The sequence below is a fragment of the Streptomyces sp. NPDC001020 genome (assembly GCF_053599115.1).
In genome coordinates this window covers 57,298-77,836 of record NZ_JBSFLQ010000023.1, presented here as the reverse complement: position 1 = coordinate 77,836, position 20,539 = coordinate 57,298, and the positions used below count along the sequence as shown (strand labels likewise).

Sequence of the window (20,539 nt, the reverse complement as noted above, 5' to 3'; positions counted from 1 at the left end):
CTCCTCGAAGAACACGTGTCTCATGCGCGGTGTTCAGCCCCTGCCCCACCGGGCGACCTCAACATCGTCGCCGCGCACGGGGAGCGCGCGCCCGACGCGCGGCACCGGCACCGCCATGGCCCGGCGCGCCTGTTGAGAACCGCTGAGCGAAGCCGCCTCGTACCTCGCACGAGCCGTCTGGAGGATCTCCGCCCAGGACGTCACGTCCGGCCGGCGGCGCAGCAGCGCACGGCGCTCCCGCTCGGTCATCGCACCCCAGACACCGTGCTGCACACGATGGTCCAGCGCGTAGGCCAGGCACTCGACCTGCACCGGGCAGTGAACGCACACGGCCTTGGCCTCGTTCTGCGCGGCGCCTTCGGCGAACATCTGCTCCGCCTGCGTCCGGCACAGCCCCCGGTCAGCCCAGTTCATGCCTGTCTCGATCCTCTGCGGTGTGCCGGGACCCGCCCATAGCGCCCCAACACATTATGAAATAGATACGTGTGACATTAGCCCACCAATGGTGACATCGTCGCTCGCGGCCGGTTCAGTGTGACCCCTCTCCCGGAAGGGCGCGAATGCCGCGTTCGTCCAGCCAGCCGAGCACGTAGTCGGCGACGAATCGCCATCCGCTGTCGATGACCAGTGAGTGGCCGCGGTCCGCGAACTGCTTCAGATCGGTTACAGCCGTCAAGTCACCGTACTGCTTGTACACCGCGCGGGTGACGGAATCGGGTATCAGTCGGTCCTCCTGTCCGGAGAGCAGCAGAAGCGGGCCACGGCCGGCGTTGGCGATGTCCGCCACGGCGTGCGGGCTACGAGCCGCACCCGCGTATCCGAGGTCGGCGAGCAGGCGACGCGGTGTCGGCACCGCGTAGCGGGCGAAGAGCCTGTCGGACTCCTCCGTTCCGACGGTGTTCGCGACAAAGTGGCGGAACTGCTCCGGTGACAGGGACACCATCTGGTCCATGTCCTCGGTCCGGGCGATGGGCCGCAGCCGTGCCGAGGAGGGCGGCAGCGGAACGTCGTTGATCGGAGCCGGTGCGATGGCGACCGCGGCCCGCCCCACATTGGCGCCGATGAGATGCTGCGCGATGAGCCCGCCGACCGAGTGGCCGACGATCACCGGCGAGATATCGAACGAACGCACGATGCCGGCGTAGTGGTCCGTCAGTGCGCCCAGTCCGATGCCGCCGAGCGGCTCGGGAGACCTGCGCACGTCTCGCGCGGCAGCGGCCTCCCCCGGCCAGCCGGGGGTGAAAGCGCGGAAACCCCGGCTGGCGAAGCGCTCCGCCCATGACTCCCAGGAAAGCGCGTGAAGCCACGCGCCATGGATGAAGACGACGGGAGTACGGTTCACGGCTGGTTCCTCCGAGCGTGACGACCGCCCGGCACCGGCACGCGGGCGACTGTTCCAGGATCGATCAGGCACGGGCGGGCGACGACAGTCGAATGACTGAATGTTCACGGTCGCTGGGCGTGCTGACCCGGAGTGGCCCCGTGCGGAAGAGTTCTGGGCGAGACGTCGCGAGGCGGACGCCGTCCACGTGGCGGGTGTGCGTCGGGGCCGCGCGGTTCGCTGTGGGCGTCCAGCCCTTTCTCCGGATGCGGACCGGACACCCGGCGCGGACTTCTCGTCGGGCCGGTGAACCCCTTCCGCTTCCTCGCTCGTTTCTCCGACAGGGGAAGAACTCCTGCGACCAAGGTGTTCATTGGCTGGCCTGGCCGCAGGAACGGAGCGGTCGCCCTCGCACGCTTCCCCGCTGCGGGGACGACCGCTCCACCCCGGCGTGCTCCGACCATTCCGGGTGACGAATCAGCTGATGCACGCGCCCGCGCGGAGTCGGATTCCTGACCCAGATCGCCGACGCCGTCGGCACCACGGCCGCACTCAGCGAAGGCGACTACGAAGCCGCCTACCTCCACGCCATCGGCATCACGCCCCCCGGCTCCTTCGAACCCTACGCCCACCAGGCCCCACGCACCCTTCTCGACCTCGTCGAAGCGGCTGTGCACACCGGCCGCTCGGAACAGGCCCGCGGACACGCACTGGCGGCACAGCGAGCCGGCCTGCCTCATCTCTCCCCCCGGCTCGCCCTGATCACCTACGGCGCCCTGGCCATGACCGCCACGAACGCCGCAGAAGCCGACGACATGTACAACCGGGCCGAAAGACACCCCGCCGGTCCCGACTTCCCCTTCGAACTCGCCCGTATCCGCCTCGCCCACGGCATCCGCCTTCGACACAACCAGCGGCGAACGGACGCGCGCCGGCTCCTGGTCCGAGCGGCCGAGACGTTCGAACGGCTCGGGGCCCCGACCTGGACCGAGCGGGCCCGGGCGGAGTTGAGGGCGTCCGGCGTGGCCACGCAGCACACGTCATCAGATCTCACCGAGCTGACCTGGCAGGAACGCCGGATCGCCGACCTCGCCGCCATCGGCCTGACCAACAAGGAGATCGGCGAACGAATCCGCCTGTCCCCGCGCACGGTCAGCTCCCATCTGTACCGGGTGTTCCCCAAACTGGGCATCACCTCGCGCGCCGCACTCCGCGACGCGCTGGCCCGGCTCCAGGACGGTCAGGACATCTGATTCCAGGACACCTCGGATTCCAGGACACCTCGGACCGGGGCTCCCGGCGAGGATGGTCGAGCCGTGCAGCGCAGGGCCTGCGCCGCGGCGGCCCCGGCCCGGACGGCACCTCTGTGGTCCCGCAGGTGAACCGATCCGCGCGGGCGGGCTGAAGGCCAGGGTCAAGCTGTGCGACAGCGCGGGCGGAGGGCCGGAACATTCGGCACACCCGTGCACACCTCACCGTCGCATCGACGTGCTCAGAGGTATATGGCACGGTGGCTTCGGTAGGCGAAGGTGTCGCCCGAGCTGAGGATGGTCACGATCTCCTCGCAGAAGCACCGGTACTGCGCCTCCTGCTCGGCCTGCAGAGTCACGGAGACGCCGGTTCCCTGGGACAGGAACTCTCGCAGGACTCCCAGAAGCCTCCGAGGAGGTGGAAGTAACAGAACATCCATGACGCGCCTGAAGACGTCGACCGGGTTCCCATCTCGCTCCGGCCGTTCGGAGTCTGACGCGTCGGGCACAGCGCGCCGACCCTTGTCGTCCTCGACGAACAGATCGAGGCAAGCAGCCAGGCAACCCAGGTCGGCCGCGGTCACCTCGATCGGATACAGACACGTCAGCTGGTGGCCGCGCGGATCGTACAGGGTGTACCCGGTCCGCCCGCCCTGTGCCGGGCCGCCTGACACGTCTTCGACCTGCCACTGGGGCCAGAGCGGCAGCTTCAGCAGAATCCGCACCCAGCTTTCGTACGCATCGGCGACGACACGCTCGTCGTCGGACTCCCGGCCCGCGCTGTGGAGGAGGTGGAGCCGGCGGAGAAGCGGTTCCTCCAGGCTCTGGAACTTCGCGAAGAACACGGGATCGTCAGGCACCAGCACGTACAAGGGGGGCCACTCCTCTCGCCGACATGACGGCTCGGGTTCGCGAGCCGTCGACCCGTGCCGGTGAGGCGGGTTCCGGGAGCAGACACCCGGCCGGTGGAAGCTCCCCCCGGGGATGAACGGACCAGCCCGCCGCGCCGTTCACCTGTGTAGCGCCAGTGCCGCAACAGGCAGCGTTTGCCCCGTCGCGGCACCAGGCGGCCTTCTGTCACGCGAGGGTACGCAGCTTGCGCAGGGCGTTGTGGTGACGGCTCTTGACGGTGCCGGCCGGGACGTCGAGGATGCCCGCGGTTTCCTGGATGCTGCGGTCACAAAGGTATATGTGGACCAGCACCGCACGGTGTTCCGGGGAGAGCCGGAGGAGTAAGGGCTTGGCCACCATGGCGTCGTGCACCGCCTCGATGCCGTCGGCCGTCGTCGCGGGGTCGTTGTAGGTGAATCCGATGGCCTCCCGGCGGGCATGGGGTTTGCGCACCCAGTCGATGACCAGGTGCCGGGTCACCGTGAAGAGCCAACCCCGGACGGATCCCTCCATCCCCATGAGGCGGTCGATGTTCCGCCAGGCTCGCATGATCGTTTCCTGGACGATGTCCTCGGCGAGTCCGTGATCACCGAGCATCTTGTCGGCGTACGAGACAAGACTGTCCCGGTGTTCCCTCATGATGGTGTCGAGCAGATCGGACCGGGACACAGCCGTGGGGGGCGTAGCCATAGTGCTGAAACCATCCTGGTTCTCTGTCGTGCGGCGACCGGAGGCCGGATGCAACCTCCGCATTCGCACTGTAGGCAGAGGCAGGTGCCAGAAGACTGCCGCTTTTGTGTCACTCTAGTGCCGGGTTGCTGATCCTGCGAACACATGTGTGTTGACGGTTGCGGGCCGTTACTGGAAAACCCTATCTTGACCAGGCATTTCTTTGTCACGGGCCCTGGTTTCGTGTTTAACGGAATCGAAACATGCACCCCGGTATGAGTTGTATGTCACGTCCGTCGAACCGTTCTCACCCGACCCTGAACCCGCCGAAACGACAAACACGTGTGCTTCTTGCGCGGCACGTTCCCGACATCGCCGCGTGGCCGTGGGTGTGCTCGGAGAGGGCCCACAGCGCAGTTGACCGGTACGCCACGTTCCCCCGGCATGTGAACCAAGTGTGCGGTCGTCTCGTGTCCAGGTACGGAAGGACCTCGGCGCCGGGACGCCTTCCGGCGCAGCCGCCTCTTCCCCTTCCGGTGATGTGCGGTGAAGGATGCCGGACGGATGGAGCGGGCGCAGGAGGCAGGAGATCGCGCGAGCCCGGACGCGAGCGGACGCCGGACGAGGTCCGCGAGCGACGCGGCCGCCCGGCCGTTCCAAGACCATGCCGCCTTCGGGTGGCTTCACCGGCAGAGGAGGACGACGAGGATGTCACCGGCAATCCGCCTGGAGAAGGTCCTTGCCGACTTCGCCGAGCAGTACGGGGTTCTGACGAGGGCCCGGGAGCAGATGAGGGCGCTGTCGGTGACGGCACGTTCCAGGGACGGCGTCGTGGAGGTCACCGTGGGCGCCGACGGTCGCGTGTCGGGGGTCAGGTTCGTCGACAAGCGGTTCCGGGAGCTGGCGGGCCCGCAACTCGCCGACAGCCTTCTGGAGGCCCTGACGACGGCACGGGCCGAAGCCTCCGCCCGCATCACCGCCGTGATGATGTCCGCGAAGTCCCGCCTGGCCGAGCCCGTATTGGCGTTGAAGGACTCCGTGTGTGATGCCGTGGGCGACTCGTGCACACCCGTGGTCCGCAGATGGCCTGGCACGCTGGAGCGTCCGGGAAGCGACACCGTATGACGGCATCCGACCGCTCGGCAGCCACCAGGCGCGTGCACCAGCACAAGTGTAGGACACACATGGCGCCTCCTTGGTACACAGGCTGCACAGGCTGGACAAGCTGCACAGGCACATCGCGCACTTGTCGTGACGAGCGAAGATGCCCGACGAGCTCCGGCGTCGACACTTATCTGCACGGGCCCCTCGGCGTGGGTACCATGCGCAGCGTCATCCATATCGAGGGAGTGAACCGGTTGTGACCAGCCAGTCAGCCGCCACGCTCCGATCGCGGTACGTGGAACAAGCCGCATCGGACCTGGAGGAGAACCGCAGGCGTCAGCAGGAGTTGGCGCAGAAGATCAGGTTCCTGAAGCAGGAGGAAGCCCTCCTGGCGGACATCCTGAAGCTCGCCGAGCGGTACGAGGGTTTCGCGGACGCCACACGCCTGCCCGAGCAGGCCCAGGGCGAGTCCGTGGTCGCGAAAGCAAGGCAACGCACCGAAACCGCAGCCGCCGCGCGGCGCTCGGCGTCCGCCAACTCCGCTGCCGCGGGGACCAAGGCAAAGGCCGGCGCGAAGGGGAAGTCGCACCGGCCTCTGCTCGGAGAGCTCCTGACGGAGCTGCTCGACTCCCACGAGGAGCCTCGTCTGGCGAAGGAGCTGCGGGACGAGCTCCTGGAGAAGTACCCGGGTCGCAACCCGACACCGCAGGTGGTGCGGAACACCCTTGAGTCCTTGGTCGCCAAGGGACGCATCCAGCGCCACAAGCAGCAGCGGTCGGTCATGTACACCCTGGTGAAGCCCGCGGAGAGTGCGGCTGCGGCGCCCGACGCCGACTGACACACGTCCGCTGATCCCCGCGGCGGCGCTCCGACAGCCGGGCGCCCCGCATGCGCCCGTACGCCCCGGCCTCGCCACGGGACGGATGAGGCCGCTCCGGGCGGCCTCCGGTGCGCTGGACACATACGGTCGCGTCGGCCGGACTTGGCGGCGCCGGTACATCCCCACACCGCAGATGTGGGCACGCTTTGTCGGCTGCCGTCGAGCGTGTCCCTCCCGGGACGCCTCGCATCGGTGACTCGTCGCGGTAGGGCGATCGGTACCCTGGCCGGCCACCTCACACGTTCCTTGGCCCGGTGGTGATCGGGGCCCGGCACATGTGCCGGGCCCCGTCCCGGTTGCTCCCGCCCCCACGGCAGGGAGGAACCGGCATCGGGCGGTCCTGGTCGGGGGGTGCCAGAACTCGCCCGGGTCCTGGTTCGTCGGATGCACGGACCCGCCGGGGTCCTGCGACCTCGTGACCGGGCGCAGGACCCACATCCGGTAAACGCTGACGGCGGATGGTTGGTTCACACGAAGAGACGCTTTCCCCGCTTCTGCGCGTGGACCTTCCTGATGGGCTGTCAGACGAAGTTCGAGGCCGCCGGACCATACCCCGACAAGGCCACGCTCGCCGCCCAGATCCACGCCTGTGTGTCGTCGGGCCAATTACGGTCCTGGGAGTTTCCGACGTCCTGGGGCCACTGCCCGGCGGGCGCGGCGGAGGCAGGGCCGCGCGCGGAACGACGATGCTCGGCGGCCCGTGCGTGTGTGTACGTCGTGGAAACCATGTCGGGACCCGTCTCTGTCCGGTCGGCGGTGTGGATAGGGCCGGGAGTGCGGGTTCCGTGCCAGGGGAAGGAGCACGGAACCCGCGGCCGGGGGGCGGTGTCGTGTCAGGCGGCGGCGCTGGCGTTGATGGTGACGGGGATGTTGCCGCGGGTGGCCTTGGAGTACGGGCAGATCTGGTGGGCGGCCCGCGCCAGTTCCTCGGCGGTGGCCTGGTCGACGCCGCCGAGGACGGGGCTGAGGACCGCGGACAGCGAGAACTCGCCGTCGTCGCCGTGGGTGAGGGTGACCTCGGCGGTGATGGTGGTGCTGGTGAGCCGGACCTTGCGAAGCGTGGCAGCCCGGCGCAGGGCGCCGAGGAAACAGGCGGCCCAGCCGGCGGCCAGAAGCTGCTCCGGGTTGGTCGCGGTCCCCGCGCCGCCAAGCTCCTTGGGAAGAGCAAGGCCGGTCTCCAGCAGACCGTCGGAGGACTGAACGCGACCGCCGTTGCGGCCCTCTCCGTCGACGTCGACAACGGCGGTGTAGCTGACAGCCATGACTGATGCTCCCCATCTGGGTCAGAAGGTCTTCGGCCGCCCTGACCGGACAGATTCCCCGGAATTCCCGGTCACCCGTTGAGGCGGTGATGGAATCATGACAGCTCTTTTCATCACCAGTCAAGCCGGTGACGAATTGGGTTTCCGATTGTGCGTGTCCCCCAGTGATCGACCGCCGCTGTCCGGCGGTTGCACAACCCGGGTGCAACATGCTTCACGCGGGGCGAGTCGGCACGCTCCCCCTGTCGCGGTTGTGACATGTCCCAGGCCCCGGCAGGTAGCCCCCGAGCGGCCGAACTCGCCGACGCACTGGGCGTGCTCGGCGCCGACGCGGCGCGCAGGGGTCAACCTGCCGGAGTGGGGATGAAGTCGGCGTGCATGGCGCGGGCAGCCCTGCACGGTCGGCGTCTGTGGGGTCAGGAGGGGGGAAGCACCTGACGGCCGCGGTACATACCGCAGTGCACACAGGCCGCGTGTCCGGGGGTGGGCAGGCCGCATGCGATGTTCGCGCAGGCCGCCAGGGCGGGCCGGGTGGCCTTCCAGTGGGCCCGCCGACGGCGGGTACGCGCGCGGGACTTCTTGTGCATCATGAGCGTGTTCCAGTTCTGTGTGTGCTCCCCCGCCGGCACATGTGGGCATGCCGAGGTCGACGACGACGTATGCCCGGCGGACATACGGGAGCGCGGGAATTGCAACTGACTGCGGGACGGCGAACGCCTCGATGCACTGCGACGGAACTCTTCACGGTTCCACGGCGTCCACGGCACGATGTGCCGGGCCGGCTCACCGTGCCGAGGGCACATGTGAGCACGCGATGGAGGCCGACCTCCGCTCAACCGGTCACCTGGGAAGGGGGACTCGGGACGGCACCGGTCGGCGGTTCGCCGTGGCTAGGCTCTGTCGACTTCAATCACGCCGGAAGGTTAGCAAGCGGGCGCAGCGCGGGGCAACGCGCATGGGAGCGCCGGACGTGGCGTGACGTGCCGCGTGAGCAGCGGAAGCCGTTCCACGTCGGCGTCGTCCAGCGTCTGCTGCCTGAGCCACCGGGGGCAAACTGCATGTGAACTGCCTTGTTCCGCGGACACCTGTCCGGTGAGATGAAGACCAGGCAGGAGAGCGCTCCCTTGAATCGGGTGGGACCGTTCGATGCCCCGGAACGGGGGTCACCCATGTACGCTCAGATCGAGGTCCCTTCTCTCCCTGTCGGAGAAGAGGACCGCCGCACGCCGGCACTTGTCGCCTCCTTCCCCCAGAAGGCGCCGGGGAATCCCGGACTCATCGGACGTGCCCCGGAGCTGCGGAAGCTTCAGGAGTTCCTGCACGAGGCCCTGGCGCAGGGAGCGGCACGAGTCGTACGCGGAGAAGCGGGTTCGGGGAAGTCGGAACTCCTCGAAGCCGGCGTCGAGCTGGCAACTGCCGCCGGCCTGCACGTGCTGCGCTGCGCGGGCGTCCGGGGCGCCAATCCACCCGAGCTTGCCGGTCTGCTTCAGATCATCTGGCCGGTCCTTGGACATATGCGCCGGTCACTGGAGGCCCGGCAGTGTCAGGTGCTGGCGCAGCTGCTGGTCGACGGGGACCGGGCGCAGCTGTCCTTCGCCGTTCTCGGCGTCCTGGAATCGGCCAGCGCCAGGCGGCCCCTGCTGATCGCCGTCGACGACTGGGACGCGCTGGACGAAGCCAGCGCGGAAGTGCTGTCCTTCGTCGCGCGCAGGACCAGGGCTCCAGGGCTGGGCCTGTTGATGGCCTCGCGTCCGCACCGCACGCGCCTGACGTCCTTGGCCGGCGTTCCGGAACTGGCGCTCGCACCGCTGACACCCGCCCAGTCCGCCGCACTGCTGGCGACGAGACGTCCGGGCGACGACCCGCAGGCCGTGCGCGAGCTGCTGGCGACCGCGGCCGGCAACCCACTCGCGCTCCGCGAACTCCCCGTCCGGTCCGAGGACTGCCTTCCCTACGCGCCCGCCTCGTCCGACCGGCTGGCCTCCGCTCTGGCACCGGGTGTTTCACGGCTCCCCTCGGGGACGCGTGACCTGCTGCTGGTGGCGGCACTCCATCCGGCGGGCGACCTCCCCCTGCTTCTGTCGGCCGCGTCGGGGATCTCGGGCGTCGAGTTGGGCTTCGCGGTGCTGGAACCGGCGGAACGCGAAGGCCTCGTGACGTTCGACGGTACGCGTCTGCGCTTCGGCCATCCCGCCACAGCGGGAGCCGTGATCCACGGCATCGGCCCACAGCGCCTCCGCGCCGCACACGCGGCCCTGGCGGCTGTGCTGGTGCAGGGTTCGGTGCGCAGCCTGTGGCACCTGTCCCAGGCCGTGGAAGGGGCCGACCCGGAACTGGCCGGTCGCCTCGAAGCCGTGCACCGCCATGCGCTGGATCAGAGTGATCCGGCGATGGCCGTGCGTCTGCTGCGGCGCGCAGCCGACCTGTACCGCGTGCCCGAGGAGCAGGGACGCTGCGCACTTCTGGCCGCCCAGCTCGCCCACGACCTCGGTTGGGGGCGCATGGCGTGGACGATGGCGCACCGTGCCCTTCGCCACCCGCTGGGCCCGTTCGGCGCGCTCTGCGCCGAGGCGCTTACCCGTCTGGGAGACGACGGGGGGCGGCAACCGCCGGCGAATCCTGCCGCCTGGCCTGCGCCGGTCGGCGCCGTCGAGCAGGAGAACGCGCTGGAGCTGGCCCGGCTGACGGCACCCGCGATCGCGGGCGACGCAGCGCGCGCGGATGCTCTGCTGGCCTTTCTCGACGGGATGCCGGAAAGGGCGAACGACCCGCGGCTGCTGTACGCCATGGCCATGGTGGGACCGGTCCGCCGGGCCGCGACCGTCCTCGCGCGTCTGTCCACCCTGCCCCGGCTCTCACACGTGTCCGCACGTGACCTCGAACGTCTGGGTGAAGCGGCCTTGCTGGCCGGTGACCCGCTGCGGGCGCTGGACCTGCACCGGCAGACGGAGTACCGCTACCGCTTCCGCGACCAGCCGGGCCATCTGCCACGGGTTGTGCTCCGGCAGGGACTGGCGCACCTGGTCACGGGTGACTGGGCTCAGGCCGAGCTTTCCTTCCGGCGGTGCGGTGAGCTTGCCGAAGAGCACAACCGGGGTCACCACGCGGCCGCCGCACGACTCCTGGGGGGACTCGTAGGGAGTCTGCGGACCGGTACGGTGCCGGTGGTCGGCGCCCATGATCTGGCAGCCGCACGGCGTTCGGTGCCCTCGATCGACGAGATTCTCGCGGTCGGCACGGCCTGGGCTCAGGTGGAGAGCGGTGACTTCGCCGCCGGCTTCAAGGGACTCTCGTCTCTCCTCTCCGATCCCGACCGCTGCGCTGCCGCCCTGTTCGCCCTGGTCCCCTTCGCGGAAGCCGCCGACGCCGTGAACGCGGCCGAAGAGGCACGCACGACACTGCTCCGGCTCGAACACAGGCTGGGCGCGGAGAGCGCTCCTCTCGTCTCGGTCGGGCTCGCGGTGGCGCGCGCGGTCCTGGCGGACCACCAGGACGCGGAGTCCCTGTACGAACGGGCCTTCGCCACGGACCTGTCCCACCGGCCCTTCCTGGAGGCGTCCCTGCGCCTGGTCCACGGACGCCTGCTCCGCCGCCGGCACGAGTTCACCGACGCCCGTGTCACCCTGCGCCAGGCAGCGGCCACCTTCACCACGATGGGTGCCGACGCACGGGTCGCGCGGATCACCGCGGAGCTGCGGGCTTCGGGTGCGAGGGCGGAGCAGAGTGCTCCGGGCACACCCGGACCGGCTCGACTTCGCGACCTCCTCAGCGCACAGGAGCTGCGGATCGCCCAACTCGCCGGCCGTGGGCTTTCGAACCGTCAGATCGGCAACGAGCTCAACCTCTCGCCCCGCACCATCGGTGCCTACCTCTACCGGATCTTTCCCCGGCTTGGTGTGACGGCACGAGCGCAGTTGGCCGAGGTGTTGAGGGATGCTCCTGTCACCTGACGAGTGCCGGCTCCTGCCCGGGGGCGCGCGGTAGGTTGCCCGCCATGACGTGTGGTCCTCGGCCACGTCGTCCGGTTGACCCGTGCTCGACAGCGCGGTTTCACGAGGATCTTTCTCACCTACTCAGCCGCCCCGGCGACCTCAGTACGTGTCCAGCCTCTCGGCCAGTTGCGTGCGTGAGGTGACGTCCAGCTTCGGAAAGATCTGGTAGAGGTGCGAAGCCACCGTACGGGGCGACAGGCGGAGTTGTTCCCCGATGGCCCGGTTGGACAGACCACGGGCCGCGAGGCGGGCGATGGTGAGTTGCTGCGGCGACAGCACCCGAGAGACGTCGTCCCCGGTGGGCTCGGCTTCCGCCCTGCCGGTCGCCCTCAGCTCCGAGGCCGCCAGATCCGCGCGGGTACTGGCGCCAAGAGCCCTGAAGACACTCTCGGCCGTGGCGAGTGGTCCCCGAGACTCGACGATGCGACGTCGGCGCCTGAGCCAGACGCCGTAGCCGAAATGGGTCATTCCGTACAGCAGCGGCCACCCCTCGGCCCCGTCCCCGAGCGCCTCGCTGTAGCGGGTCTCCGCTTCCTCGTCGGGGGCGAGAACCGCCTTGGCATAGGCCAGGACCCGCCGCAGCAGCGGTGCCCGCCCGGTGCGTGTCAGGCTCTCGACCTGCTCGACGACGGCCTTGGCGTCGGCCAGCCTCCCCGCAGGCAGCGCGGTCTCCGCGAGGAAGGCGAGTCCCCAGAACTGCTCGAAGGAGTAGGGCGTCGTCAGCTCGACGAACATCGATCGCAGGTGAGCGTAGGCCTCGGCGTGTCGTCCGGTGCCGGATGCCGTCAGCGCGCGAGTGAGCGCGGCCAGGCTCAGCTGTTTGCTCTGGCTGAGGTGCAGCGACGCTTCCTCGACCTCTGCGGCACACTTGAGTGCTCTGTCGTGATGGCCTCGCAGCGCCTCGATGACGCCCTGGACTCCGGTGGCCCTCGCCGCCCAGTTGGTCTGCCCCGTCCTGGTGGCGATCACCCGGCCCTCCTCGGCCAGTGCCTCCGCGGTACCCCACTGGGTGCCCAGCCAGACCTCACCCAGTGCCCTCGCCACGAGTATGCACGCCAGTTGCAGGTGCCGTCCGTCGGCGCGGACGGCCGACTCCGCCTCCTGGAGCAGCAGCGATGCTCGACCGAGGTCACCTGTGAGGTGTGCTGCCTGGCCGAGCAGGAGCGGATCGATGCCGTCGGTTCGCCCGGACGCGCCGGGCAGGGGAACACGGCTCACCGACAGCGGCTCGATCAGCGCCATGATGACGAGATCACGTGCGTTCCATGGTGAGGTCCGCAGGTCCTCGACCGCCTGGACGACCATGCGCCGTTCCGCGGCCCCGGCCTGTTGCCACCAGCATCTGGCCGCCGCGGCGTGCAGCAGTCTGTGCGCGAGGTCGGGATGCCGGGTGGCGACGGCGCGGGCGGTCGAGCAGAGTTCGGGTATCCGTTCCCGGTCGACGGTGGCGGTGCTCGGCGTCAGATCATGCAGCCACAGTTGCACAGCACGACCGTAGGCTCCGAGTCCGGGGACATCGACTTCACGGGCGAACCGACCAGCCTGCTCCTCCAGACTGTGGCAGGACGCCAGTTCGGCAGCGCGCATCAACCGGTCTGCACGGCGCTCCGGGTCCGAGGAGAGGCGGGCCGCGCACTCGAGTGCGGCCAGGGAAGTGAGGACCGCCGCGCCCGGACAGGGCCCGTCCGCCAGTGCGTCCAGACGCTCGGCGAGTTCCTCCTCGGCACCGGCCGCGCACTGGGCCGCGTGCCAGGCCGCGTGGGGACGGCTCGTGACGTTCTGCCCCAGAGCCGAGTGGGCCGTCATGCGCCGCGCCGCCGACTCCAGGTGGAGGACGGCGACACGAAGCAGCGGCTGGGGAAATCGCAGGCGGTGGTCGCTCTCGATGACCAGTCCCCGCATCACGACCTCGTCCAGGCCGGCCCGCGCCGCCCCGTCACCGCCGAGGAAGCGCGTACTCGCTCCGAGAACGTCCTGTGCGACCGACGAGGTGCTCAACGCCGCGGTGAGCAGCACGGCGCGCGCGTGTGCCGACAAGCCCTCCAGGTCCTCGGCGTACGCCTCGGCCAGACGCGGCGTGGCCGGCAGCATGCCGAGACCCGCCGCGTCCATGAGACCGCTGCCGCTCAGCGACAACTCCGTGAGCGCGAGCGGGTTTCCTCGTGCCAGGGCGAGGACGAGTTCCTTTTCGGCGTACGCCGTGGCCCGCCCGGAACGTTCGACGAGTTCGCGGGCCTGGGGATCGGAGAGCGGCTCCAGCGTGACGGTGAGCGCGTCAGGCGCGAGCCGGGCATCGGGCGCCGCCCGCTCGGTGACGACCATGCGCACCCGCGTCTCACCGCAGTGCCGGGCCATCTCGCGTACGGTGTCCCGGCTCGCGGCATCGAGCCGGTCGAGGTCGTCCACGCATACGAGGACCGGACCCGGTGTCACCGCCAGCAGGCGCAGCGCGGCCGCTGCCAGTTGTTGTGGTGCCGACTCGGCGGCGCCGCCTCCGAACGCGTCCTCCAGTAGCGAGCGTTCCGGGGCCGGTACATCGGTGAGCCGTGCCAGACGGGGTTGGAGCAGGCTGTGCAGCGCGGCATACCGCAGTCCTCGCTCGGCGGGAGCCCCGGCGGTCGACAGCACGGGCACTGTCTGCCGCGCCGCCTCCGCCTCGGCGAACCGTATGACGGCCGTCTTCCCCGTGCCCACGCCCCCGCTCAGGTGAAGCACTCGGCCGCCGCCGGACTGGTCGGCCAGCAGTGCGGCCACCAGTTCCTGCTCGTGCTCGCGACCGACCAGGGACATGTCGCCCTCCCGCATGTGTGCGCTCACCTCGTGCTCCCCCGACGCTCCTCCAACCGGGCAGCGGGTGTGTCTCCAACCTGACGGGATACATTCGCGAAGACGTGATCCGAGCGGCACGGGGGTTGCCCCGGCCCGGACGCATCTCACCCGCGCGCCGGCGCACGACAGCGGTTGCACTCCGTCCGACGCTGAAAAGTAGATGAGACTTTAACAGTCGAAGCTTTCCGCGGCAGGGCTGTTTCCCGGGTCGGCCGCGGCGTAGAGGTCACGGATACTGACGTCGGCTCCGTGCTCGACACGGCGGAAGACCCAGTCGATCGGGTGGCACTCCCGGGCACCGGGCAATTCGACGACGAGGGGGACGGTATGGTGCGCGTCCGGCGCGTAGCGCCAGGCCCCGCCCGTGTGACGGGTCAGTATCTCGCCGATGTAACAGCCGAAGGCGACGACAGAGTCGGCCATCTCCTCTCCGGTGGCGCCGTCAGTCCGGAAGCCGTCGAGTATGTCCTCCACCAGACCGATGCTGGCGGGGCTGTAGTCCAGCTCGGCATCGCTGATGTCGGCTGCGGCCTCGACGATGGCAGCCGCGTGTCGCGGCGCACTGTCAGGCTCCAGAGGGTGGTTCAGGTGAAGCTGCATGTTCGTCCTCGGACCGTTGCCGTCAATGCCGTCGAGGCTAGCCGGATGACGTCCGCCATGCATGCCCCTGGGTACAGGCATTCGGTCACCAGTGGGCTTTCCCGGTGTCGATTTCACCCGAGACAGTAGGTGTCTGCGTATCACATGTGTGAACCTTGGGTGTGTTGGCGCCCGGGAGCTTGTGCCGATGTATCGCCGCTTAGACTGGTGACAGCTCACACATGTTTGTTTCGGACACTCTCCCCCGCGCCCCGATCGGAGGCCGACGATGACGCAGACCGTCCGTCGCGCGATGCGGTGCGACGCGCAGTTGAACCGCGTGCGCATCATCGAGTTCGCGCGCGAGGCCTTCGCGAAGACGTCCGAGGCGAGCCTGAAGTCGATCGCCCGGGGTGCCGGCGTCGGCCAGGGGACGATGTACCGCCATTTCCCCACCCAGGAGCACCTGCTGCTGGCCGTGTACCGGACGGAGATCGACGACCTGGTCGACGCGGCTCGTCCTCTGCTCGAGCGGTATGAACCCGTCGTGGCGCTGCGTCTGTGGCTGGAGCGGCTGGCAGCCTACGGCGGGCTCGGCACCGCGGCGTCCCGGGCCGTCCAGGCCGCCACCCAGGCGGGCACAGGTGGATCCGCGTACCCCCGGATCAGTGCCGTGCTCGACGAGTTGCTCACCGCGTGCAGGGAGGCGAACCGACTGCGTGCCGGGGTCGCCGCGCACGAAGTCCTTCTTCTCATGTCGTATGCCTGGATCGCCGACAGGGAGACGTGCCAGCGGGGACCCGACGCCAACCTCCTGGACATCGTGATGGACGGGTTGTGCGACGGAGGCATGGAATGAGGGCGTCTCGTCGGTCGTCGCCACCCGTGCCGTGATCGATCCCCGTGCCGCGACTGTGTGGAGCGCGAGCGTCAGAGGCCGGCGCTGAGATACGTGACAGCGGCCAGCCTGCGCGTTCTCATCAGGATTTCCTCGGCCTCCCTGTCCGGCTCTCGCCGGTCATTGCAGTTCACTCGACGGAGAAGCGCCTGGAGGGCTTCCTCCTCCCTGGCGCGTCGGCCGAGGCCATCGCGGTACTCCTCGGTGCTCATGATCTCTCTCCCTGATCGACGGTGTGGGTGTCCGTGTGCCCCGGTCCTGCCTCCAGGGGTCTACAGCCCCAGGTCCAGGGCAAGGCACGAGTAGTAGTTCCACGCGCCCTCGGGGTTGTAGACGGCCTTCGTCCCGCCGCCCGGCTCGGCTTCCGCCTCTGTGGTCATGTCCTCGAAGCGGATGCGCTCGGGAAGCTTGCCGTATCGCGCGTGCCGTGCCACAGCGGCGATGTCCGTCGTCAGTTCCTTGTTCATGACCAGTCTCCACTTCGTCGGTCGTGGATCGCGTCCTGGGCTGCTACCTGGACGGCAACCAGCCTGCCCCTTCATGCGTAACCTGTCAAGATGGTGACGCACTATCTGGGGCACATGGGACACACACCGAAAGACTTCATCGTCGGACAGCGCCCGAGCCTCGCACACGTATCTTTCCTCGCGACACACCACCGTCACCGCCGCTTGAACCGACCGTGACGGTGTTCACGTGAACTTTGTACCGCTCCGCCCACGTGGAGAAAGTGAGCTCGGGCACCGTCGACGCCGGGGGTGTTCGGGCACGGAACGGCCGACAAGGGGCACGAAAGTGATGACAGAGCCGCATACGCGGACGACGGCGATCGCGCGCGAGGACTACTCAGGGACGGCACCCGGGCCCGACAGCGACCCGGCCCGGGTGTTCGAGGTGTACGAGAACGAGGGCCACGCCGATCCCGGGGCGGCGTGGGCGTCCTTCACCACAAACTGGAACTGGGCCGCCTCCCTGCCCCACGCGGTCGCGGAGTCCGGTCCCGACGGCCCGCCGACCGCCCGGGCCGTCCCCGGCGGGTTCTCGCTCTCCGGACGGTGGCGCCTGCCAGGGGACACCGAGGTAGGGCGGTGGCTGGCACTGCCGCTCGCCGGTCCCCGGGGAGCGGACCGCGAGGACGCCGCCGCGATCCGTCCGGACCTGCCCGACGTCTTCGTGATCGCGTCGAAGGTACTGTCGCGGCCGAACGGCGGCCTGCACACTGTTCGCTTCCCAGCCGACTCGGACACCGCGTGCCGACTGGACGGCGTCCACGTACCGCCCGGCTTCGCCACCCACTCGTCCGGCGCGGCGCTGTCGGCGCGGGACATCGGTTTCCTGTGGACCGCGGTCGCCGGCATGGCGGTGGGCGCCGCGAGCCGGCTGGCGGACGAGCTGGCCGTACTGGGCCCGAGCGTGGCCGCGCCGTTCCTCTCCCCCGCCACGACGGCTGCCGAGCTGTCGGCGCTGCTGCGCCAGGAGCGGCTTGGATTCACGACGGAGCTGTACGCCCGCCCCGGGCAGCTCATCCCCCTCACCGCCCGTGAGCCACTGGCGGACCGCGTCCGGCGTACGGCCCGGCTGGTGCACCACGTGGTGACAGCGGCGTACGAGAGGGCGATCCCCTTCCCCACGAAAGGCGGACACCATCCTCTGGAGTCTCTCGTTGTGGACAGTGCCGCGGTCCTCCAGCACCTGCGTTTTACGGTGGACCTCCTGCTGATCCAAGACGTCGGCTCCCCAACGGGAAGGTGACACGTGAAGACCGTCGCATACCAGGGCGAACCCGGCTCCAACTCGGCGGCCGCCACCCAGCATCTGTTTCCCGGCAGCGCGGAGTTGCCGTGCACCAACTTCGAACAGGCGTTGGACGCGGTGACGCTCGGCGCCGCCGACCTGGCGGTGATCCCAGTGGACAACTCCGCCGCCGGACGAGTCGCAGACGTGCACCATCTACTCCCGCAGTCGGGCCTGTTCGTGATCGGGGAGTACTTCCTCGCCATCCACTTCGACCTCATGGGCGTCCCCGGCGCGACACTCGACGACGTCAAGTGCGTCCGCAGCCATGTGCACGCGCTCGGGCAGTGCCGGAAGGTCCTGCGTGAGGGCGGCTGGCGCACCCTCGTCAGCGACGACACTGCGGGGGCCGCCCGCGAGGTGGCGGAGCTGGGCGACGTCCGGCACGCGGCGCTCGCCCCACCCGCCGCGGCCCGGCACTACGGTCTGGAGGTGCTGCGGGCGGGCGCCGAGGACGACCCGGACAACACCACGCGGTTCGTCGTTCTCTCCCGCGAGGCCGCCTTCACGCCCGTCACGGACGAGCCGACGATGACGAGTCTGTTCTTCGCGGTACGCAACATCCCCAGCGCCCTCTACAAGGCGCTCGGCGGTTTCGCCAGCAACGCGGTCAACCTCACCAAGATCGAGAGCTACCAGATGGGCGCCGGTCTCAACCCGAGCTGCTTCTACGTCGAGATCGAGGCTCACCCCGACCAGCCTCACGTCGCGCTCGCCCTGCAAGAACTGCGCTTCTTCTCCACAGAGGTGCGAATCCTCGGCGTGTACCCGGCCCACCCGCACCGCCTGCGGGAACGCATGAGGTGATCACCGCGACCCCGTGTTCGACGGCTGCCAGGGAAAGGGCGGTCGTCGTCGCGTTTCGGCGCCGGTCCCGCCGCCGGTTTTCGGGCGGTCAGCTCTTCGCGCTGTGCTGGCGTGCCCGGTAGGCGGCGGCCTTGACCCTGTTGCCGCAGGTCTTCATGGCGCACCACTCCCGCCGGTGGCCACGCGAGCGGTCGAGATAGACCTGGGTGCACTCGGGACGGGCACACTCGCGCAGCAGCGCCCCCTCGTCGCCACCGAGAATCTCGACCGTCTCACGGGCGAGAGCCGCGAGCCCCTGCGAGACCGAGCCGGTGCGAGTCGTGCCGTCGGGGCCGAGCCGCAGCGTCACGGGGAGGCCAGACGCCTGCAGGTTCACCTCGGCGACCGCCTCGACGGGCAGCGGCCGGTCGTCCAGGCGGGCCGCGACCAGGTCGTAGATCGCTTCGCGCAGCTCCACGGCGATGGTGAGGTCGGCCTCGTTGGCGCCGGGCGCCAGATCGAGCATTCCGGACTCCACGAACCAGTCGTCGAGCAGCTCAGGGGAGGCGAGCTTCTCCATCGGCTCGGCGTTGCGTCGCGCGCGCAGCGTACCGACGAAGTCGAGAGGGAGCGTCCCACAGGGAAAAGCATGATTCACGTAACCATACTGACTAGTGACTCACGAAGACGCAATAGCCGACCGGGGTCGACAATCAAGGAATCACCTGCTTGACAGGTTACGAAGAGCCGTGGAGCAGTCATTCCCATCACCAGTCGAACCGGTTACTCCTGCGATTGTCCCTCGGCGAAGGTCTCCCTGAGGATGTCCCTGACGGGGGCGACCGTCCGCTCCGGCGGCCCGTTCAGGCACACCGTGACGCCTACGTCGCACCTCTGCAAAGGCTGAGTGGCGGCGAAGCCCACGGCGGTGCCCCGTTCGTCCTCGGCGGACAGCGCTTGCCGACCGTCAGGCAACGTGACCCTCAACGGCCGGGACCGGTCCATGCGGGAAACGGTCGAACTGTCAGTAGTACGGCCGCCAACCGCACGCGCAGCGCGGCCAGCGCTCTGGCCGCCTGGCTCTTGACGGTGCCCGGTCGGCAGCCCAGAAACGGGCCGCCTCCTCCACGCCGAGGCCATCGAAATCCCGCACGACCACGACGGCCCGCTGCCGCGGCGGCAACTGCCCGACGACGTGCGACTAGAGAGCGTGTCTGACAAATGATCACCCGGTCGGTTCGAGAAGCCAGAGGACCACGGACACCAGGACGATTCCTGCCCGGTAGCGGTCGGCGAGCTTGTCGAACCTGGTCGCGATCGCACGGAACTGCTTGAGGCGGGCGAAGCATCGTTCGACCACGTTCCGGTCGCGGCAGATCTCCTTGTCGAAGGCGGGTGGACGGCCGCCACGAGTGCCGCGTCGCTGACGGTTGGCCCTATGGTCGCGGCGTTCGGGGATCGTGGCTGCGATGCCCCGGCGCCGCAGCAAGTGCACCGCGTCGTCGCGGACCGTCCGTCACCGTTGTTTATCGCCAACACCGTCTCCTCCCCCAAGGTGCGGCCTCCGCTGACGGTCTCATCCCGGAGCGGTCGCATCGCGAGTAAGGCGTCCTGAGCGACGAGCCCGGCCTCCTCGTACGCTGGTGACTCCGGCGTGACCGTGCTTGCGTGGTCCCGCGCCTTCTGCCACATCCCCAGCTGCACGCAGTAGTTCTTCCGCAGCCCCGTCAGCCGCTGCTCGTCCTTGCCTTCGGACGAGGAACACCCCGCCGCCACCGCCACCAGGGCGAGGACTGGGGCTACCGTCCTAAGCATGCGCATTTCGTTACCCCGGCTGAAACTGCGTCCGCTCGTCCCTGTCACCTGGCAAATCCCGCAGCAGGATATCCGCGTGGGACACCTTGGCCGCCGCAGCGGTGGCTGACCGAGCGGCGCTGGCCGCCGTTACCAAGCTGGCCTACACCTTGCCTCACTCATCCTCTGGCTTCGCCGACCCCGCCGAGATCATTTGTCAGACAGGCCCTAAGCCTTCCACGCACTGATCTGGATTTTGAGTCCCTTCGGTCCCTGCGTAGCGTCGGCCAGGTGACCCAGGGCGGCCGCCGGGGGTTTCCACACACACTCAGAGAAGCAGATCCGGATTTCCGGTCCCTTCGGTCCCTGCACAGGATCGGTCGGCCAGGCGATCCACTACGAGCGCCGTCTGAGGCCGGGCGGCGTGACGCGGATCGGCGCCGTACTCCTTGGCCCACACGCTCCCATCAAGGTCCGCCACGCACATCAG

Annotated in this window: 19 protein-coding genes and 2 pseudogenes; 7 read left to right on the top strand and 14 right to left on the bottom strand. The window is 69.2% G+C overall.

Going from position 1 to position 20,539, the window contains the following annotated elements; translation table 11 throughout:
- Positions 1-33 precede the first annotated feature (33 nt).
- The gene (locus ACWDEX_RS22460; protein WP_450465533.1) at positions 34-414 is read right to left on the bottom strand and encodes a WhiB family transcriptional regulator; all 381 of its coding nucleotides are present in this window, start codon (positions 412-414) and stop codon (positions 34-36) included.
- Positions 415-529: 115 nt separating this feature from the next.
- The gene (locus ACWDEX_RS22455) at positions 530-1,342 is read right to left on the bottom strand and encodes an alpha/beta hydrolase (protein ID WP_450465531.1); all 813 of its coding nucleotides are present in this window, start codon (positions 1,340-1,342) and stop codon (positions 530-532) included.
- A 470-nt stretch (positions 1,343-1,812) separates the two neighbouring features.
- Here ACWDEX_RS22455 and ACWDEX_RS22450 point away from each other — a divergent pair.
- Positions 1,813-2,574 (top strand): annotated as a pseudogene (locus ACWDEX_RS22450) (helix-turn-helix transcriptional regulator); the annotation flags it as partial.
- 239 nt (positions 2,575-2,813) lie between these two features.
- Here ACWDEX_RS22450 and ACWDEX_RS22445 read toward each other — a convergent pair.
- Both ACWDEX_RS22445 and ACWDEX_RS22440 read right to left on the bottom strand, forming a co-directional pair.
- Positions 2,814-3,437, bottom strand: coding sequence for a hypothetical protein (locus ACWDEX_RS22445; RefSeq protein WP_450465576.1), 624 nt, complete (start codon positions 3,435-3,437; stop codon positions 2,814-2,816).
- Positions 3,438-3,648: 211 nt separating this feature from the next.
- Positions 3,649-4,152: a sigma-70 family RNA polymerase sigma factor gene (locus ACWDEX_RS22440; protein ID WP_450465529.1), complete on the bottom strand. Its 504-nt coding sequence runs from the start codon at positions 4,150-4,152 to the stop codon at positions 3,649-3,651.
- A 687-nt stretch (positions 4,153-4,839) separates the two neighbouring features.
- On the opposite strand from ACWDEX_RS22440, the gene ACWDEX_RS22435 reads away from it, so the two are divergent.
- Positions 4,840-5,256, top strand: coding sequence for a YbaB/EbfC family nucleoid-associated protein (locus tag ACWDEX_RS22435; protein WP_450465528.1), 417 nt, complete (start codon positions 4,840-4,842; stop codon positions 5,254-5,256).
- A 235-nt stretch (positions 5,257-5,491) separates the two neighbouring features.
- The gene (locus ACWDEX_RS22430; protein ID WP_450465526.1) at positions 5,492-6,073 is read left to right on the top strand and encodes a hypothetical protein; all 582 of its coding nucleotides are present in this window, start codon (positions 5,492-5,494) and stop codon (positions 6,071-6,073) included.
- Between the two features lie 875 nt (positions 6,074-6,948).
- On the opposite strand, the gene ACWDEX_RS22425 is transcribed toward ACWDEX_RS22430, so the two are convergent.
- Complete coding sequence (locus ACWDEX_RS22425) at positions 6,949-7,377, bottom strand: organic hydroperoxide resistance protein (RefSeq protein WP_450465525.1); 429 nt, start codon at positions 7,375-7,377, stop codon at positions 6,949-6,951.
- Positions 7,378-7,793: 416 nt separating this feature from the next.
- Entirely contained in the window at positions 7,794-7,967 is a 174-nt protein-coding gene (rpmF, locus tag ACWDEX_RS22420; protein ID WP_450465524.1) for a 50S ribosomal protein L32, read from the bottom strand.
- Between the two features lie 579 nt (positions 7,968-8,546).
- On the opposite strand from rpmF, the gene ACWDEX_RS22415 reads away from it, so the two are divergent.
- The gene (locus ACWDEX_RS22415) at positions 8,547-11,327 is read left to right on the top strand and encodes an AAA family ATPase (RefSeq protein ID WP_450465523.1); all 2,781 of its coding nucleotides are present in this window, start codon (positions 8,547-8,549) and stop codon (positions 11,325-11,327) included.
- 141 nt (positions 11,328-11,468) lie between these two features.
- Here the strand turns inward: ACWDEX_RS22415 and ACWDEX_RS22410 are convergent, their stop codons facing one another.
- Together ACWDEX_RS22410 and ACWDEX_RS22405 are read right to left on the bottom strand one after the other, a co-directional pair.
- Positions 11,469-14,186 (bottom strand): AAA family ATPase, encoded by a 2,718-nt coding sequence (locus tag ACWDEX_RS22410; protein ID WP_450465521.1) that lies wholly within the window; start codon positions 14,184-14,186, stop codon positions 11,469-11,471.
- A gap of 180 nt (positions 14,187-14,366) precedes the next feature.
- Positions 14,367-14,798, bottom strand: a complete 432-nt coding sequence (locus ACWDEX_RS22405; protein ID WP_450465520.1) for a DUF3806 domain-containing protein — start codon at positions 14,796-14,798, stop codon at positions 14,367-14,369.
- 268 nt (positions 14,799-15,066) lie between these two features.
- Between ACWDEX_RS22405 and ACWDEX_RS22400 the strand changes: the two genes are divergently transcribed.
- Positions 15,067-15,636, top strand: a complete 570-nt coding sequence (locus ACWDEX_RS22400; RefSeq protein ID WP_450465519.1) for a TetR/AcrR family transcriptional regulator — start codon at positions 15,067-15,069, stop codon at positions 15,634-15,636.
- 71 nt (positions 15,637-15,707) lie between these two features.
- Here ACWDEX_RS22400 and ACWDEX_RS22395 read toward each other — a convergent pair whose 3' ends face one another.
- Both ACWDEX_RS22395 and ACWDEX_RS22390 read right to left on the bottom strand, forming a co-directional pair.
- Positions 15,708-15,887: a hypothetical protein gene (locus ACWDEX_RS22395; RefSeq protein ID WP_450465517.1), complete on the bottom strand. Its 180-nt coding sequence runs from the start codon at positions 15,885-15,887 to the stop codon at positions 15,708-15,710.
- A 60-nt stretch (positions 15,888-15,947) separates the two neighbouring features.
- Positions 15,948-16,142 carry a hypothetical protein gene (locus ACWDEX_RS22390; RefSeq protein WP_450465516.1) on the bottom strand — a complete coding sequence of 65 codons (195 nt, stop codon included), beginning with the start codon at positions 16,140-16,142 and terminating at the stop codon, positions 15,948-15,950.
- A 331-nt stretch (positions 16,143-16,473) separates the two neighbouring features.
- Between ACWDEX_RS22390 and ACWDEX_RS22385 the strand changes: the two genes are divergently transcribed.
- Both ACWDEX_RS22385 and ACWDEX_RS22380 read left to right on the top strand, forming a co-directional pair.
- Positions 16,474-17,427, top strand: coding sequence for a hypothetical protein (locus ACWDEX_RS22385; protein ID WP_450465514.1), 954 nt, complete (start codon positions 16,474-16,476; stop codon positions 17,425-17,427).
- Between the two features lie 3 nt (positions 17,428-17,430).
- Entirely contained in the window at positions 17,431-18,276 is an 846-nt protein-coding gene (locus tag ACWDEX_RS22380) for a prephenate dehydratase (RefSeq protein ID WP_450465513.1), read from the top strand.
- Between the two features lie 88 nt (positions 18,277-18,364).
- Here the strand turns inward: ACWDEX_RS22380 and ACWDEX_RS22375 are convergent, their stop codons facing one another.
- The 4 genes and pseudogenes from ACWDEX_RS22375 to ACWDEX_RS22360 all read right to left on the bottom strand — a co-directional run.
- The gene (locus ACWDEX_RS22375) at positions 18,365-18,913 is read right to left on the bottom strand and encodes a CGNR zinc finger domain-containing protein (RefSeq protein WP_450465512.1); all 549 of its coding nucleotides are present in this window, start codon (positions 18,911-18,913) and stop codon (positions 18,365-18,367) included.
- A 125-nt stretch (positions 18,914-19,038) separates the two neighbouring features.
- Positions 19,039-19,260: a hypothetical protein gene (locus ACWDEX_RS22370; protein WP_450465511.1), complete on the bottom strand. Its 222-nt coding sequence runs from the start codon at positions 19,258-19,260 to the stop codon at positions 19,039-19,041.
- A gap of 19 nt (positions 19,261-19,279) precedes the next feature.
- Entirely contained in the window at positions 19,280-19,414 is a 135-nt protein-coding gene (locus tag ACWDEX_RS22365) for a hypothetical protein (protein WP_450465510.1), read from the bottom strand.
- 66 nt (positions 19,415-19,480) lie between these two features.
- Positions 19,481-19,744 (bottom strand): annotated as a pseudogene (locus ACWDEX_RS22360) (transposase); the annotation flags it as partial.
- Between the last annotated feature and the right edge of the window lie 795 nt (positions 19,745-20,539).

Bases quoted from the DNA above. Each gene is read 5' to 3' on its own strand.
- ACWDEX_RS22460 (WP_450465533.1), bottom strand. From the start codon at position 414: ATGAACTGGGCTGACCGGGGGCTGTGCCGGACGCAGGCGGAGCAGATG.
- ACWDEX_RS22440 (WP_450465529.1), bottom strand. From the start codon at position 4,152: ATGGCTACGCCCCCCACGGCTGTGTCCCGGTCCGATCTGCTCGACACC.
- ACWDEX_RS22435 (WP_450465528.1), top strand. From the start codon at position 4,840: ATGTCACCGGCAATCCGCCTGGAGAAGGTCCTTGCCGACTTCGCCGAG.
- ACWDEX_RS22425 (WP_450465525.1), bottom strand. From the start codon at position 7,377: ATGGCTGTCAGCTACACCGCCGTTGTCGACGTCGACGGAGAGGGCCGC.
- rpmF (WP_450465524.1), bottom strand. From the start codon at position 7,967: ATGATGCACAAGAAGTCCCGCGCGCGTACCCGCCGTCGGCGGGCCCAC.
- ACWDEX_RS22415 (WP_450465523.1), top strand. From the start codon at position 8,547: ATGTACGCTCAGATCGAGGTCCCTTCTCTCCCTGTCGGAGAAGAGGAC.
- ACWDEX_RS22405 (WP_450465520.1), bottom strand. From the start codon at position 14,798: ATGCAGCTTCACCTGAACCACCCTCTGGAGCCTGACAGTGCGCCGCGA.
- ACWDEX_RS22400 (WP_450465519.1), top strand. From the start codon at position 15,067: ATGACGCAGACCGTCCGTCGCGCGATGCGGTGCGACGCGCAGTTGAAC.
- ACWDEX_RS22395 (WP_450465517.1), bottom strand. From the start codon at position 15,887: ATGAGCACCGAGGAGTACCGCGATGGCCTCGGCCGACGCGCCAGGGAG.
- ACWDEX_RS22390 (WP_450465516.1), bottom strand. From the start codon at position 16,142: ATGAACAAGGAACTGACGACGGACATCGCCGCTGTGGCACGGCACGCG.
- ACWDEX_RS22385 (WP_450465514.1), top strand. From the start codon at position 16,474: ATGACAGAGCCGCATACGCGGACGACGGCGATCGCGCGCGAGGACTAC.
- ACWDEX_RS22370 (WP_450465511.1), bottom strand. From the start codon at position 19,260: ATGGACCGGTCCCGGCCGTTGAGGGTCACGTTGCCTGACGGTCGGCAA.